The sequence below is a fragment of the Fluviicola sp. genome (genome assembly GCF_039596355.1).
GTDB lineage: Bacteria > Bacteroidota > Bacteroidia > Flavobacteriales_D > Crocinitomicaceae > Fluviicola.
Genome location: NZ_JBCNJW010000002.1, coordinates 391,790 through 406,096 on the forward strand (window position 1 = coordinate 391,790; position 14,307 = coordinate 406,096).

Genomic DNA, 14,307 nt, shown 5'->3' on the forward strand with positions numbered 1-14,307 from the left:
TTAGACATTCTTTCCAATATTCCGACACTTTTCATCACTTTTTTTTCATCACCACTTCATTTTTGTTTCAAACAGAACTTTCATCCCCCTGTATATCCTAGAAAATGAGCGGATTCGATGCGAGACAGGAGTACTAAACATCTGTTGTTGAAAACACATTTTTTGTGCGGTCTTTTCTGTTTGACCGATTCAATACATTTGTAGTATGAGCGAACACAAACTAAAAATCGGGGTATTCGGAGCCGGGCATCTCGGACGCATTCACATCCGACTCATCCTCGAACTATCCGACATCTACGAATTTGTAGGGTTTTATGATCCGTCGGACGAATCTGCAGAAAAAGCGATTTCGGAATTTAATGTCACCCGCTGGGATGATATGCAGGCACTCATCGATGCCTGTGACTGTGCGGATGTCGTTGCTCCGACGCTCTATCACTTCGATATCGCCGCAAAAGCGATTCGCTCGAGCAAACACGTGTTTATCGAAAAACCACTGGCGGAAACAACCGAACAGGCCAAAGCGCTGCTGGATTTATCCCGCGAAGCCGGAGTGATTGTCCAGGTAGGCCATGTGGAGCGCTTCAACCCCGCTTTCAGGGCAGCTGAACCGCTGATCGTGAAACCTATGTTCTTCGAAATTCACCGCCTGGCGCAATACAATCCCCGCGGAACAGATGTTTCCGTAATTCTCGACTTGATGATTCACGATCTCGACATCGTACTCAGCTGTGTCAATTCTACCATCCGGAGAATTTCAGCAAGCGGTGTGAGCGTAGTCAGCAAAACCCCCGATATTACTTCCGTACGCATTGAGTTCGACAACGGATGTGTCGCCAACCTCACTGCATCACGCATGTCTCTCAACAACATGCGAAAAACACGGATTTTCCAAAAGACGGGTTATCTCACGATCGATTATTTAAACCAATCGGTAGACCAGATCATGATCACTCCGAAAGGTCAGGAAGCTCCGGGGTTCTTTAGTTTTGAATTAAACGATGAGGTAAACCTTTCGGCTCTGAAACCCGATATTACCAAATCGAATGCGATCCAGGAAGAACTCCGTTCTTTCTACAATTCCATCGTGCATAATCAACCGGTGGTGGTTTCTATCGACGACGCATACCGGGCACTGGATGTCGCATATCAGATCATTGATAAACTGAAATCTGCTCATCTCTCGGTTTTCGACAATAATTAACGTAAATTTGCGTTATGCAGGGATAGACTCTTCTATGAAATATTTATACTTTTTTGTTCTTCTTACCTTGGGATTATCTGGTTGCGTAAAAAACAATCCGGCTCCGATCTGGCTTGAAATCAACAACTGGACCTTAAATGCCAATCCAACTCCAAGTACTAATCCGGGTGTTTTAACCCACAATTTCACCGACGTTTGGGTGTATATCGACGGAAACGTAATCGGGGTATTCGAATTGCCTTGTAAAGTACCGGTTTTGGTATCGGGGTCATGCAAAGTCACGCTTTACCCGACTATCCGGAACAACGGGATTTCCGCAACCAAAAAGATCTATCCGTTCGTAACGGCTTATGAGAAAAAGATGGAATTGGTTCCGGGAGAAACATATACGATCAACCCGACAACCATGTACGAAGCAGCTACGGAGTTTTGGGTAGAAGATTTTGAAAATTCGACGGTAAAAATCAATACCGATCAAACTGTTTCCAATGCAGATCTGAGCGTGGAAAATAACAGTGCTGTTGGCCCGTGGGGATATTACGGACACATTGCTACGAATTCCTCCGACTCGCTTTGGGTTGGTTTATCTACAGATGTACTCTACCTGCCGAAAAGTGGTGCAGAAGTGTACCTGGAAGTGAATTACAAGAATACCAATTCCATTTTGACTGGAATTATCGCTTATATCAGCGGAAGCGGAACGGATAACCCCAACATTTCCATGAATGCACAAAGCAGTCCTCCTGTATGGAAAAAAATCTACATCGACCTCAAAGACATTGTTTCCAATTCTCCAAGTGCAACTTATTTCAGACCGTATTTCCGGGTTCTTTTGGATTCAGGACTGAGTTCGAGTGACGTTTACATTGATAACATCAAAGTTGTACACTTTTAGAAGAATCAGTTGTAATGCAAAAATTGTTTAGATGGTTATTTATTGCAAGCGACTTCTTAACGGCTTCGCTTTCCTGGGGTATCTTTTACTATTACCGGAAAACAAGCATTGAGCACGAACTCTTCTCATTCAACGAAACATTTTACTACGGAATCTTTGCCATCCCCCTGCTCTGGCTGCTGTTTTACACTTTCCAGGGAACGTACCAGGATGTCAGAAGACTCTACCGTCTGAAAATTCTCTCACTGACCAGCTTTGCTACTATTTTCGGCTCCATTGTCCTGTTTTTCGTACTACTGATTGATGACGATGTCAATACCTACACGAATTACTACCGTTCGCTGCTAACGCTTGCACTCCTTCACTTCGGATTCACATTTTTCTCGCGATTAATCATTACCAGTATTCTCGTTGCGCGGGTTCACTCCCGGAAAGACGGGTTTAAAACCCTGCTCATCGGTGGTTCTGAAAAAGCAGTAGCCATCTTCAAGGAAATCGAAGGAGCAGAAAAAGGAGGCGGAAACCAGTTTGTGGGATTCGTCAACCTGAACGGTATCGACAAACTATTGGAGAACAACATTCCCTATTTGGGCCATGTGGATCAATTAGAAGAAATCATTTCCAAATACGGCATCGAAGAAGTCATTATTGCATTGGAAAGTACGGAACACGAACGTTTGAAGAACATTATTTCCCGCATCAACGGGGAAAATATCGTCATCAAAGTGCTTCCGGATATGTATGATATCCTGGCAGGATCTGTAAAACTGAGCAACATCTTCGGGGTACTTCTCATGGAAGTTAACGCCGAGGTGATGCCCTACTGGCAACGCGTTGCCAAAAGAGCCTTCGATATTTGTTTCTCCATCGTGGCGATCATATTACTCATACCAGTTTATATTTTCCTTGCAATCGGAGTCAGACTTTCCTCACCGGGACCGATCCTCTTTTTCCAGGAACGCATCGGTTTGAACGGGAAACCATTTAAGATCATCAAATTCAGAACCATGTATGTGGGGGCTGAAAAAGCAGGGCCGCAACTTTCCAGTACCAACGATCCACGCATCACCCCGATTGGAAAATTCATGCGTAAAGCCCGCCTGGACGAGTTTTTACAATTCTTCAACGTATTGAAAGGCGACATGTCCCTGGTTGGCCCGCGCCCGGAAAGACAATTCTTCATTGATCAGATCAAAGTCAGGGAACCTCAATTTTTGGAGCTCACCAAAGTAAGACCGGGAATTACTTCCTGGGGACAAGTGAAATATGGGTATGCCGAAAATGTCGACCAGATGATTCAGCGCATGAAATTTGACCTGCTTTACCTGAGAAACCGTTCGATCGCGTTGGATATCAAAATCCTCATGCACACCGTTCTGATCATTGTAAAAGCCAAAGGAAAATAATGAAAGTTGCCATTACCGGGGGAAACGGGCATATCGGAAATGCCATCATCGAAGAATTACTCAGCCGGAATTATACCATCAGAGCACTCGTTCACTCCAAGAGCAATTTCCTGGAAAGCAAACAGATTGAAACAATCAAAGGATCACTACAGGACGAAGATTCCCTGGTAAAACTGATGGAAGGCTGTGACTATTTGATTCATTGCGCGGCCATTATTTCCATCAATGGCGACAAGAATCAGCTTGTTCAGCAAATCAACATTCACGGACTCGAAAACGTACTCAAAGTGGCTTCAAAAAGCAACCTGAAACGCGTCATTCACTTATCTTCCGTTCACGCATACGATCATATCCCGATGGATCAGCCGATGAACGAAACGCGGAATTTTGTTTCCGATGAGGCTTATGCTTACGATAAAAGCAAGCGCGACGGACAACTCATCGCCCGGAAATACTTCGAACAGGGACTCCCGATCATCGTAGTGAACCCGACGGCTGTTTTCGGTCCGCCGAATTTTGCCCAATGCAAACAAAACAGCGCATTTGTTTCCATGTCACGCCGGCGCATTCCTTTTGTCTTTAAAGGCGGTTACAACTGGGTCGATGTTCGCGATATCGCGAACACCGTTTGCAATGCATTAACACAGGGAGAATTGGGAGAATCCTACATTCTCGGCGGCAAATATTACACACTGAAAGACTTATCGCGTGTGGTGGCAAAAGTCTCCGGTAAACGCATTCCCTGTTTCGAAATCCCGATCGGACTGGTCAAATCATTCCTACCGGTCATCGGAATGTATTACAAAATCCGGAAACAAGATCCTTCCGTCACCAAAGAAAGCATCGAAATCCTCGAATTCGGTAACAAACACATCAGTTCGGAGAAAGCTCGGATACATTTGGGACATCGTGCCCGTCCGATAACCGAAACTATGAAAGATTTGCTAACTTGGCACCGAGATAACCCATAATACCGATAGTGTCTTTGCAGGCTGCCGGTATTATCCACGATTAATACGACACACATGACACAAGAAACATTCTATTACTTCTGCTACGCCTGGATAGGTGTGGGAATCATTGCTTTTTTAGGACTTCAGTTCAAAGATGCTCCATATGGAAAATTCACGAATTCCAAGTGGGGGCCGCTGATGTCCAACCGACTCGGATGGATGATCATGGAAGGGTTTGTATTGTGTGTTTTATATTACTTTTTGTTCACGGGATCAAAGAAACTTTCTGCTGTAGACTGGACAATCGTCGGTTTATTTACTGCCCATTACATCAACCGCAGTTTCATTTATCCTTTCAGAACGCGTACCAAAGGAAAACAAATCCCGGTGAGCATTGTTGGGATGGCGCTGTTACACAACCTGGCAAACGGTTTCCTGATCGGGTACTACCTGTCGCATTTCTCCAATTACAGCAACGATTGGTTCACTTCCTGGCAGTTCATTACCGGAACCACCTTGTTCGTCTTCGGAATGTGTACCAACATCTATTCAGATACCGTTTTGATTAACCTGAGAAAGCACCCGGGAGACGGCTACAAAATCCCTTACGGTGGGCCTTTTAAATACATTTCCGCTCCGAACCTGGGCGGAGAACTGGTAGAATGGATCGGATTTGCAATTCTATGCTGGAATCTGCCTGCTTTCTGCTTCGCTTTCTTTACTTTCTGTAACCTCTTCCCGCGCGCATTGGCAAACCACAAATGGTACAAGCAAACGTTTGAAGATTACCCGGAAGACCGAAAAGCGGTGATTCCGTTTGTTTGTTGATAATGAGGATTTAAGTCTTCCCCTTGGGAGGAGGAAACCGGGAAGATCTATTTTCCGGCAACATAATTCATGGCTTCCCGCGCAAACAATTCCCATTGAGAACTGTATTCAAACGGAACCTGAACCCATTCCTTCATCGGCCTTTTGCCAGACGGGTCGAACAGTTGTGTACCATCCAAACTGAGTGCTTCCTGATGAATCTCCCCGCTCAGCTTAAACACTACCGCTTTTTCATAAAAGCACATGAACGCTTTTCCGTGGATCTTGAAACACGGTTTTCCGAACATTTGACTTTGTTCGGCATCGTTTAGTTTTTGTCCGATTTCGGTATATAATTCCTGTTCTGTAGTCATTTACTCTGCTACTTTCTCATACACCGCAATCGCCTCAATGTGGCTGGTATGCGGGAATTGGTCTACCAAAGACAATTTCATAAGTTTGTAACCTCCTTGCTCCAGCGTTTCAGTATCGCGCGCCTGAGTGGAAGGATTACAGGAAATGTATACCAAATGAGAAGCTCCTAAAGCCATCACTTTCTGTAATGTTTTCGGCGCAATTCCGGCTCTTGGCGGATCCAGTACAATCGTATCGATGCGGTTCAGGTATTCCGGGTGCAGCGACAGGAATTTACCCACGTCTGCAGCAAAGAAATGCAGGTGTTCCAGTTGATTGCGCTTGGCATTGCGTTTCGCATCGGCAATCGCTTCTTCCACGATATCCACACCGATAATTTCTCCGGCATTAACACGTTGCGCCACCAGCTGACCGATTGTTCCCGTTCCGCAGAACAAGTCCATGATCACACCGCCGTCTTTCGCATAATCACACACGTAATCGATTGCTTTGGTATACAAACGCTCCGCACTTTTCGGGTTGGTCTGGAAAAAGCTTTCCATACTGATTTCAAAAGACAATCCGAGCATTTTTTCAACCACTACGGAATCTCCGAAAAGTAATTCACTCGTTCCGTTTTCGATTTTAGCGCGGTCGGCAATATTGTCGTTAATCGTATGCCAGACACCAGCCAAACGATTCCCCAGTTTTTCTTTCAGGAAAGCAACAACCTGTGCCTTGTCAAATTGTTTGATTCCTGCTGAACTTGTTACAATGTGCAGTAACAACTGATCCTGGTCGAATGATTTCCGAACCACAATGTGTCTGAAAAAACCTTCTTTTCTCGGTGGATGCCATGCCGGAAGTCCGAATGATTTCAATAAATCGCGGAATTCCGGGAGAATGGTTTCCCATTGTTCGTCAAACAAACCGCTTGGTTTATTCAGGTTTTCCACTTTCCACCAGGTTCCTCTGCGCTTAAATCCTAAGGCAAAAGCATCATCGATTTCTTCTCCCGTTTCCGGTACGTGTTCGATACAGGAAAAACTGTATTCCATCTTATTCCGGTAGAAAAAGGCATCCGGGGAAGAAATAAACTCGTCAAAAAGAGCTGTTGGATCCGGAATGCGTCCGATTTTGCGGTACACATCCAGCGTAGATTTTTTCTTATAATCCTGTTGGATTTCGATTGGTACAAACAGGTATGGCGCACCGGAAATTTCCTGAAAAGGCAGTGATTTCTCAAGCGGAGAACGCTCCAATACTTCCAGAAGTTTGCACTCAGCATGACGTTTGCGTTTCTTGTCGACACGAGCTCTTACAAACTGTCCGGGAAACGTGTTTTCAACAAACAAAATAAAATCTCCTTCTTCCGATTTCATGCGGGCGATTCCCTGACCTCCAAACGCAAAATCGTCGATTTTTACCTCAATAATCTGATTTCTGTGTACCACTTCTGAGTATTTATTCTACACCTGCCGCAACCGGTGTTACAATTCCTGATCTACGATATCCTGAATTGATTTATTTTCTAAAATGCGCAGCGTTTCGTTTCGGACGTCTATGAATACTTTGTTCAAACCACAAGCTTTTTCGTCGATGCATTCCTCACAACGCTGATAATAATTCAGACTCACGCACGGAAGCAAGGCAATCGGGCCATTAAAAAGCCGGATGATTGTCGAAATTTGAATCTGTGCTGGTTTCTGACGCAGGAAATAACCTCCGCCCTTTCCCATTTTGGAATTCAGGATTCCCTGTTTTTTCAAATCCAGCAAAATGGACTCCAGGAATTTCCGGGGAATCTGGCTTTTCTCTGCGATTTCAAGAATCAAAGTCGGCTCATTGGCATCTTTCTTTGCCAGGTAGGTCAAAGCGTGTAATGCGTATTTGGTCTTCTTTGATAACATGAAAAATAGTTGTTAAGCTAATTTACGATTAAATTCGAATCAAAATCATTAAATCAGTCCCTTGATGACTCCCTTGTCGGAAGCTTCGATGAACGATAAAATTTCTCTTCGGATATCCGAATCCGCAATAGATTCTCTCACAATATCCAGCGACTTGGTCACGTGGTTGTTCTGAACGAAAATAATGCGGTAAATGTCTTCAATTTCGCGCACCTGTTCATCCGTGTAACCGCGTCTGCGCAAACCAACGGAGTTGATTCCTGCATACGTCAGTGGCTCGCGGGCACACTTCACGTATGGCGGTACATTTTTACGGATCAGCGATCCTCCCGCGATAAATGAATGTGCTCCGATATGGATGAACTGCTGAGAACCGCATCGCCCTTCCAGGATTGCGTAATCCCCCACAATGCAATGCCCGGACAACCCGGAATAGCTCGCCATGATGACGTGATTTCCAATCTGGCAGTCGTGCGCAATATGTACGTAAGTCATCAGCAGGCAATCGCTTCCGACTGTTGTTTTCCATTTGTCTTTTGTGCCGCGGTGAATCGTTACACACTCGCGGATCACTGTCCTGTCACCGATTTCAACAGTGGTGTATTCTCCGTCGAATTTCAAATCCTGCGGAACAACTCCGATCACTGCTCCCGGATAGACCTCACAATTTTCTCCGATTCTCGTTCCGGGATAAATATTTACGTTGGAATGAATCCGGGTTCCTGCTCCAATCACCACATCATCATGAATGGTGCTGAATGCATCAATAACTACCCCCTCTCCAAGTGTTGCACTCGGAGAAATTTGTGCTAGCGGACTAATCATGCTTCTACTCTCTCTTTATCTTTCGCTTCAACTCTGTCTTTGATCACCTGTGCAAGCATTTCCGCTTCGAACACCTGAGTACCGTTCACATATGCTTTTCCCAGCATGTGTACCAATCCTCTGCGAATCGGGGAAATCAATTCCAGTTCGAAAACAAGGGTATCTCCCGGCACTACTTTTTGCTTAAACTTCACTCCATCAATTTTCATGAAGTAAGTAGAATATAAATGCGGGTCTTCTACCTGGCTCAACGCGAAAATTCCACCGCACTGTGCACATGCTTCGATCTGCAAAACTCCCGGAAACACCGGATTACCCGGAAAGTGTCCCTGGAACATCGGTTCGTTCATTGTGACGTTTTTCACTCCGATGATCGTGCTTTCAGTCAATGCCATCACTTTATCCACCAACAGGAACGGATATCTGTGAGGCAGCATGCGCTCGATGTCGTTGATCGTGTATACCGGCTCTTTCGTCAAATCGAATACACGGCCTTTCTTGTCTTGTTTTTTGATTTCATCTTTCAACACTTTCGCAAAACGCGTGTTTCCGGAATGCCCCGGGCGCGCCGCCAGAATGTGTCCTTTGATGAAACGTCCTACCAATGCCAAATCTCCTACGATATCCAGCAATTTGTGACGCGCCGGCTCGTTCTCGAACTGCAGTTTCAAGCTGTTCAATACTCCGATTCCGTCGTAGTTCACTTTCAATTTATCTTTTCCGAGCATTTTTGCCAAACGATCCAACTCTTCTTCAGTTACATCGTTGCGTTCCACCAATACAATCGCATTGTCAAGGCTTCCTCCTTTGATGAGGTTATTTTTAGCCAGGAATTCCAATTCTTTCAGGAAACAGAACGTTCTGCAAGGCGCAATATCTTTCTCAAATTCTCCCAGGTGGTACATGTGCGCGTGCTGTGTACCCAAAGCCGGAGAATTGTAATCTACCATTACTGTCAGGCGGTAATTTTTATCCGGAACAGCCAGGAATTCAATTCCGCGCTCTTCGTCTTCCCACTTGATGTTTTCAGTCAGTTCCAGGAACAAACGGTCTGCGTTTTGCTCCACACGCCCCACACGATGAATCTCTTTCACAAATGGCAAAGAGGATCCGTCCATGATTGGAATTTCAGGTCCGGTCAATGTAATCAATGCATTATCGATTTCCATTCCGTACAACGCAGCCAACACGTGCTCCGTAGTGTATACTTTTGCTCCGTTTGCTTCCAATGTCGTTCCGCGGTCTGTAGAAACTACCAAATCCGCATCTGCTTTAATTACCGGCTGGCCATCGATATCCAAACGCTGAAATTTGTATCCGTGGTTCTCAGCCGCCGGATGGATTTCCATCACAACTGGTTCTCCGGTATGCAATCCAACACCGTTGAATACGATTTTTTCTTGAAGGGTAAATTGTTTTTCCGACATATTATTCTGCAGATTTTGAAAGGGTTTTAATTTTTTCTTCTATTTCCGATAATTTCTTGATAATGATTGGAAGTCTTCTGAATCCAACGAAGGATTTCTTGTAGTCGTCCATCGGGATGGCCGGTGACCCCATGAGTACTTCCGCTTTTTTGATGGTATTCGGAATTCCGGACTGAGCAACGATTTTCGTTCCGTCAGCTACATGCAAATGCCCGCTGATTCCAGCTTGTCCGCCTACCATGACATGTTTTCCGATTTTCGCAGAACCTGCCACACCAACCTGTGCCGCCAACGCCGAATGATGTCCGACCTCCACGTTGTGCGCCAAATGAACCAGGTTATCGATCTTCACTCCCTGGCGAATGATCGTTGATCCCATCGTAGCACAATCGATGGTTGTGTTGGAACCGATTTCCACATCGTCTTCCAGTACTACGTTTCCGATTTGAGGAACTTTGGAAAACACTCCTTTTTCGTCCGGTGCAAACCCGAATCCGTCGCTTCCGATCACAACTCCTGCATGCAGCACACAGCGGTTTCCGATTTTGGTATCTGCGTAGATTTTTACTCCTGCGTGAATGGTACAATCGTCTCCGATGGTTACACCGTCACCGATATACGCCTGCGGATAGATTTTCACATTCTTCCCGATTGTTACATTTTCACCGATATATGCAAAAGCTCCCAGGTAAAGTCCTTCACCGTGGCTTGCAGATTCTGAAATAAACGAAGGAGTTTCGATTTTCGGCTGCTTCTGGCGCATTTGGTTGTACACATCCAGCAACTTTGCAAAGCAGGCATATGCATCATCCACTTTCACCAGGGTAAGCGTTTCCGGGAGCGGCTTGGAGGGAACGAAGGTTTTATTCACGATACAGATACTTGAACCTGTTGTGTAAATATATTCTTCATACTTGGGATTCGACAAGAACGAAAGCGTGCCCGCTGTACCCTCTTCAATTTTAGCCAATCCCGCAACAGTAACATCCGTATTTCCAACGACTTCACCGTTCAAGATAGTAGCTATTTGCAGCGCAGAAAATTCCATTGAACAAAATTAGTAAAAACCTTTAGGTTACGTGTCTGTTAAGTTAGGATTTATTAACACATTATTGTGATGTATATCGCCTTTTCCACCCTCTATTTTTCCTCGAAGCGGTAAAATTCGATGTGCTCTTTAAACCAAACAGTACGTGCCTTGAGCGTATCGCCGCCCTGTCTTGGCAAAAGCACGTATTGTTCCGGTGACGGTTCGGCCTTCAAATCCGATTTGGAGAAGTCGATTAAACCACCCTTTTTCATCAGGTACTGCACCTGTTCCCAGTTCTTTACCCTCAGTTTCACCAACTGCTCATCCAATACGGAATTGTCTTTCAGGAACACGAAATTCTCCACGTTCGGGAAATGAATCATACGCCCCAAACCGGTACTGGTGTTTTTAAATTTCTGGATCGATCCTTTCGGCCAGGCAACTTCCGATACGAAAGCGCCTTCCGGCATGGAAAACCACAATTCCACCTCTTTTCCGTTGAGTTCTTTTGTGACTTTATACACTTTCGGATTGCCTTGCTTCTTGCTTGAACCAAAGGAAACGGATCCGTCATTCAAAAAAGAAACAATCAAAGAATCCGTTAAGTGGTGCTCATCAAAAATCCGCTGGTTTTCATCCGAAATCACCAGCACTCTCCCCATAAACGTGTTTTTCACACGATTTTCAGGAAGCCAGCTGCATCCGCGGTTTCTGAAAAAGAAAAAAACGAAAATCAAACCGATCCCAAAACCTAACCCGTAGTAACGCAAGCGTCTCCAAAAATTCTTCATCTATCCAGATTGTATCGTTCAAAAAAAAGTCCGACCCGGACGTTTACAGTCAGGACGGACTTTTCAAGTATTACATTCAAATTAAATCAATGCATCCAACTTCGCTGTCAACTGTCCTTTCGGAACAGCACCAACTGATTTATCTGCGATTTCGCCACCTTTCACGAAGATCACGGTAGGAATATTGCGGATTCCGAACTGAGCCGAAACTCCCGGATTCAAATCTACGTTTACTTTTCCGATAACAGCTTTACCATCGTATTCTGAAGCCATTTCTTCCACGATCGGACCAATCAATCTACATGGACCACACCATTCTGCCCAAAAGTCTACCATTACCGGTTTGTCTGATTTCAATACAACTTCTTCAAAGTTTGCATCTGTGATTTCTAATGCCATAATTGTTTCTATTAAATGTGACCCTTTAGTTTGGTCTAAAGTTACTATTTGTTTTTATTTGTCAAAAGCCTTGCCAACACAATTTAGACTGTCATCTTGTCATGCTGAACATGCATTTTCTTCATGGTTTTCTGATTATCTGTCTGCAAACAGTAGAAATACACGCCATCCTGTAACACACTGGTATCGAATCGAATAATGTGCCCACCAGAAACAAACTCCTTATCCTGAAGTACTTCGACGGTTTCCATTTTCGCATTCAAAATTGAAAACACAACGTTCTTCGGTTGCTCCATCGTGAAGTAGAACTCCAACTCCCCACTCTGCTCCTTATTTTCAAGGTCAAAAAGCAAGGCATATTCTTCCTTTTTCAGGCTTCCTTTGGAAAAACGTCTGATAATCGCTTTGTACATAATATACAACATCCGGATTGCGATCAGTACGATCAGTGTTCCCAGCACCTTGCTTTCCCATGAGCGCACTCCTTTGACGAAATTTACCCGGAACAGGATCAACAATGTCATCCCAAGGCTGAGACTTATCAGGGCTATTAACGTTTTCTTTTTCATATTATAAGGAAATAATTCCCGGGATTACCTGAGCTTTTTCGTATACAGCAATAATTGAATCCACATTCAGCATCATTTCTTTCACACTGACACTCACAAACTTCCCGTTGCTGGATTCGTGAAACTGGATTTGAGCCGTTTCATCAAAAAGCGCCGTTGTCTGTGCCAGCAGATGAGGTGTATTGGGAACGATGAACTTGAAGAAATAGACATTTGGCCACTCTTCCTGCAACAACTGTTCTTTCAGTTTATCAAATGTTCCTTCACTCATGGTATTAATTATTTGTACAATTATGCAATGATGCAGGCAGTTCGACTGGCTGCTATAAATATTTCGGCAACAAAGATAAGCGCTTTAATGCTAGCAACAACTCTTTTGACAGAGTGCTTTTATTCTTTTCAAGCTCCGAAAAGGTTTTGAACCCCTGGTCGGCAGCTTGTTTGAGTCCGTTTTGAACCGGCATCGGGTCGGGCTCTGTTCCAAACACCGGATCTTCTTCCAGCCATTCACGGTTTTCAAACTGCGTAGCAAAGGCCAGCTCCATCTGCAATCCCTGCTCCAATAGCTCAATGGTCTGCCGCGGAGAAGAAACCTGTGAAAAGAGCCGTTTCCAGCTGCTTTTCGCTTTCATGTACGCTTCCCAAAGCGGCAACACCTCATCGGTTTTCAGCAGCTCAAATTCATAGATAGCGGAGGAAGTTTCACCGGGTAAACCGATGAATAAAGCTGCTTCAGACAATTTCTCCAAACGAAGAATCTTCGAACGGAGCGTCTGCCTCAAAAGCGGTTTCAGCAAAATGGATTTCTTCAGTTCAAACAATTCCATTTCCAGCGCGTCTTCCGCCTCAGATAAATCTTCAATACGAAGCAGGGAGCAGAGGTCCTCCGGAGTCACTATTCGTGTTCGTTTTGATTTTTACGCATCCGGATATTGAGGAATTCCACCAACAGGGCGTAAACCAATGCGAAATAGACATATCCTTTCGGAACGTGCTGACCGAATGATTCTGCGATCAGGAGTACCCCGATCGTAACCAGGAAGCCTAGTGCAATCATCTTGATTGTTGGTCGTGCATTGATAAAGTCTGCGATCGGCTTCGCGAAGATCAACATGATAATCATGGAAATAATCACCGCCAAAACAATGATAATAAACGGATTGCCATGCGTCTCGTGACGAATATCATTGGTCATACCAATTGCGGAAATCACAGAATCGAAGCTGAAGATAAAGTCTACCATTACGATCTGGAAAACCACCGCGCTCAAACGGTTTTTCTTTTTGCTCTTTGCATTCTCGTGCGTTCCTTTCACGCTTGAGTGCATTTCTCCAACTGATTTGTAGATCAGGAAGAGTCCTCCGAGCAACAAAACAAGTGAGTGGGCCGTGAATTTCACATCGTATACCGTAAACAACGGCGTTTTGTCCAATGTCATGATGTACGAAACGATGCTCAACATCAGAATACGGATAATGAGGGCCAGGCTCAATCCCAGGATACGGGCTTTGCGCTGATCCTGTTTTACCAGGGAGTCTGTGATGATCGAGATAAAAATGATGTTGTCAATTCCTAAAACGATCTCCAGCAAGGTTAGAACGACTAGGTAAAAAATTCCAATTCCGGTAGTTAAAATATTAAAGTCCACTTCTTATTTTTTTGGACAAATTTAATGTCAAAACCCCTATAAAAAGTGTATTTGTGATTTTTTTCGTTTTTAACAGTTTTTGCCCGTTT

General features: G+C 44.5%; 17 protein-coding genes. 5 read left to right on the forward strand and 12 right to left on the reverse strand.

The window, feature by feature from the left end; translation table 11 throughout:
• The first annotated feature begins 205 nt into the window (after nt 1–205).
• Genes ABDV94_RS06905 through ABDV94_RS06925 form a run of 5 tightly spaced genes read left to right on the forward strand, consistent with a single transcriptional unit; the run spans nt 206 to nt 5,286 of the window.
• Entirely contained in the window at nt 206–1,204 is a 999-nt protein-coding gene (locus ABDV94_RS06905; protein ID WP_343605925.1) for a Gfo/Idh/MocA family oxidoreductase, read from the forward strand.
• A 34-nt stretch (nt 1,205–1,238) separates the two neighbouring features.
• Nucleotides 1,239–2,099: a hypothetical protein gene (locus tag ABDV94_RS06910; protein ID WP_343605926.1), complete on the forward strand. Its 861-nt coding sequence runs from the start codon at nt 1,239–1,241 to the stop codon at nt 2,097–2,099.
• 14 nt (nt 2,100–2,113) lie between these two features.
• Nucleotides 2,114–3,505, forward strand: a complete 1,392-nt coding sequence (locus ABDV94_RS06915; RefSeq protein ID WP_343605927.1) for a sugar transferase — start codon at nt 2,114–2,116, stop codon at nt 3,503–3,505.
• Entirely contained in the window at nt 3,505–4,476 is a 972-nt protein-coding gene (locus ABDV94_RS06920) for an NAD-dependent epimerase/dehydratase family protein (protein WP_343605929.1), read from the forward strand. The genes ABDV94_RS06915 and ABDV94_RS06920 overlap by 1 nt, the downstream gene beginning before the upstream one ends.
• 54 nt (nt 4,477–4,530) lie before the next feature.
• Nucleotides 4,531–5,286 carry a DUF1295 domain-containing protein gene (locus ABDV94_RS06925; protein ID WP_343605931.1) on the forward strand — a complete coding sequence of 252 codons (756 nt, stop codon included), beginning with the start codon at nt 4,531–4,533 and terminating at the stop codon, nt 5,284–5,286.
• Between the two features lie 47 nt (nt 5,287–5,333).
• Here ABDV94_RS06925 and ABDV94_RS06930 read toward each other — a convergent pair whose 3' ends face one another.
• From ABDV94_RS06930 to ABDV94_RS06985, 12 genes are all read right to left on the reverse strand, one after another.
• Nucleotides 5,334–5,639, reverse strand: coding sequence for a hypothetical protein (locus ABDV94_RS06930; RefSeq protein WP_343605933.1), 306 nt, complete (start codon nt 5,637–5,639; stop codon nt 5,334–5,336).
• Entirely contained in the window at nt 5,640–7,073 is a 1,434-nt protein-coding gene (gene rlmD / locus ABDV94_RS06935) for a 23S rRNA (uracil(1939)-C(5))-methyltransferase RlmD (protein WP_343605934.1), read from the reverse strand. It abuts the gene before it with no gap.
• A 36-nt stretch (nt 7,074–7,109) separates the two neighbouring features.
• Complete coding sequence (locus ABDV94_RS06940) at nt 7,110–7,529, reverse strand: Rrf2 family transcriptional regulator (RefSeq protein ID WP_343605936.1); 420 nt, start codon at nt 7,527–7,529, stop codon at nt 7,110–7,112.
• Nucleotides 7,530–7,577: 48 nt separating this feature from the next.
• Nucleotides 7,578–8,354 (reverse strand): acyl-ACP--UDP-N-acetylglucosamine O-acyltransferase, encoded by a 777-nt coding sequence (gene lpxA, locus ABDV94_RS06945; protein ID WP_343605938.1) that lies wholly within the window; start codon nt 8,352–8,354, stop codon nt 7,578–7,580.
• Nucleotides 8,351–9,781: a bifunctional UDP-3-O-[3-hydroxymyristoyl] N-acetylglucosamine deacetylase/3-hydroxyacyl-ACP dehydratase gene (locus tag ABDV94_RS06950; RefSeq protein WP_343605940.1), complete on the reverse strand. Its 1,431-nt coding sequence runs from the start codon at nt 9,779–9,781 to the stop codon at nt 8,351–8,353. Before ABDV94_RS06950 ends, lpxA begins: the two co-directional genes overlap by 4 nt.
• Before the next feature lies 1 nt (nt 9,782).
• A complete protein-coding gene (lpxD, locus tag ABDV94_RS06955) occupies nt 9,783–10,829 on the reverse strand; it encodes a UDP-3-O-(3-hydroxymyristoyl)glucosamine N-acyltransferase (RefSeq protein ID WP_343605941.1) in 1,047 nt (348 codons plus the stop codon).
• Nucleotides 10,830–10,921: 92 nt separating this feature from the next.
• The gene (locus ABDV94_RS06960) at nt 10,922–11,602 is read right to left on the reverse strand and encodes a hypothetical protein (RefSeq protein WP_343605943.1); all 681 of its coding nucleotides are present in this window, start codon (nt 11,600–11,602) and stop codon (nt 10,922–10,924) included.
• A gap of 81 nt (nt 11,603–11,683) precedes the next feature.
• Nucleotides 11,684–12,001: a thioredoxin gene (trxA, locus tag ABDV94_RS06965; RefSeq protein ID WP_343605945.1), complete on the reverse strand. Its 318-nt coding sequence runs from the start codon at nt 11,999–12,001 to the stop codon at nt 11,684–11,686.
• Between the two features lie 83 nt (nt 12,002–12,084).
• Nucleotides 12,085–12,570, reverse strand: a complete 486-nt coding sequence (locus tag ABDV94_RS06970; RefSeq protein WP_343605947.1) for a hypothetical protein — start codon at nt 12,568–12,570, stop codon at nt 12,085–12,087.
• A gap of 1 nt (nt 12,571) precedes the next feature.
• On the reverse strand, nt 12,572–12,841 hold the full coding sequence (locus ABDV94_RS06975; protein ID WP_343605948.1) for a DUF493 family protein: 270 nt from the start codon (nt 12,839–12,841) through the stop codon (nt 12,572–12,574).
• 52 nt (nt 12,842–12,893) lie between these two features.
• A complete protein-coding gene (locus ABDV94_RS06980; protein WP_343605949.1) occupies nt 12,894–13,466 on the reverse strand; it encodes a hypothetical protein in 573 nt (190 codons plus the stop codon).
• On the reverse strand, nt 13,466–14,218 hold the full coding sequence (locus ABDV94_RS06985) for a TerC family protein (protein ID WP_343605951.1): 753 nt from the start codon (nt 14,216–14,218) through the stop codon (nt 13,466–13,468). Before ABDV94_RS06985 ends, ABDV94_RS06980 begins: the two co-directional genes overlap by 1 nt.
• Nucleotides 14,219–14,307: the final 89 nt, after the last annotated feature.

Excerpts from the sequence above, each read along its gene's own strand:
- ABDV94_RS06905 (WP_343605925.1), top strand. The coding sequence starts at position 206 with ATGAGCGAACACAAACTAAAAATCGGGGTATTCGGAGCCGGGCATCTC.
- ABDV94_RS06910 (WP_343605926.1), top strand. The coding sequence starts at position 1,239 with ATGAAATATTTATACTTTTTTGTTCTTCTTACCTTGGGATTATCTGGT.
- ABDV94_RS06915 (WP_343605927.1), top strand. The coding sequence starts at position 2,114 with ATGCAAAAATTGTTTAGATGGTTATTTATTGCAAGCGACTTCTTAACG.
- ABDV94_RS06920 (WP_343605929.1), top strand. The coding sequence starts at position 3,505 with ATGAAAGTTGCCATTACCGGGGGAAACGGGCATATCGGAAATGCCATC.
- ABDV94_RS06925 (WP_343605931.1), top strand. The coding sequence starts at position 4,531 with ATGACACAAGAAACATTCTATTACTTCTGCTACGCCTGGATAGGTGTG.
- ABDV94_RS06930 (WP_343605933.1), bottom strand. The coding sequence starts at position 5,639 with ATGACTACAGAACAGGAATTATATACCGAAATCGGACAAAAACTAAAC.
- ABDV94_RS06940 (WP_343605936.1), bottom strand. The coding sequence starts at position 7,529 with ATGTTATCAAAGAAGACCAAATACGCATTACACGCTTTGACCTACCTG.
- lpxA (WP_343605938.1), bottom strand. The coding sequence starts at position 8,354 with ATGATTAGTCCGCTAGCACAAATTTCTCCGAGTGCAACACTTGGAGAG.
- ABDV94_RS06950 (WP_343605940.1), bottom strand. The coding sequence starts at position 9,781 with ATGTCGGAAAAACAATTTACCCTTCAAGAAAAAATCGTATTCAACGGT.
- lpxD (WP_343605941.1), bottom strand. The coding sequence starts at position 10,829 with ATGGAATTTTCTGCGCTGCAAATAGCTACTATCTTGAACGGTGAAGTC.
- ABDV94_RS06960 (WP_343605943.1), bottom strand. The coding sequence starts at position 11,602 with ATGAAGAATTTTTGGAGACGCTTGCGTTACTACGGGTTAGGTTTTGGG.
- trxA (WP_343605945.1), bottom strand. The coding sequence starts at position 12,001 with ATGGCATTAGAAATCACAGATGCAAACTTTGAAGAAGTTGTATTGAAA.
- ABDV94_RS06970 (WP_343605947.1), bottom strand. The coding sequence starts at position 12,570 with ATGAAAAAGAAAACGTTAATAGCCCTGATAAGTCTCAGCCTTGGGATG.
- ABDV94_RS06975 (WP_343605948.1), bottom strand. The coding sequence starts at position 12,841 with ATGAGTGAAGGAACATTTGATAAACTGAAAGAACAGTTGTTGCAGGAA.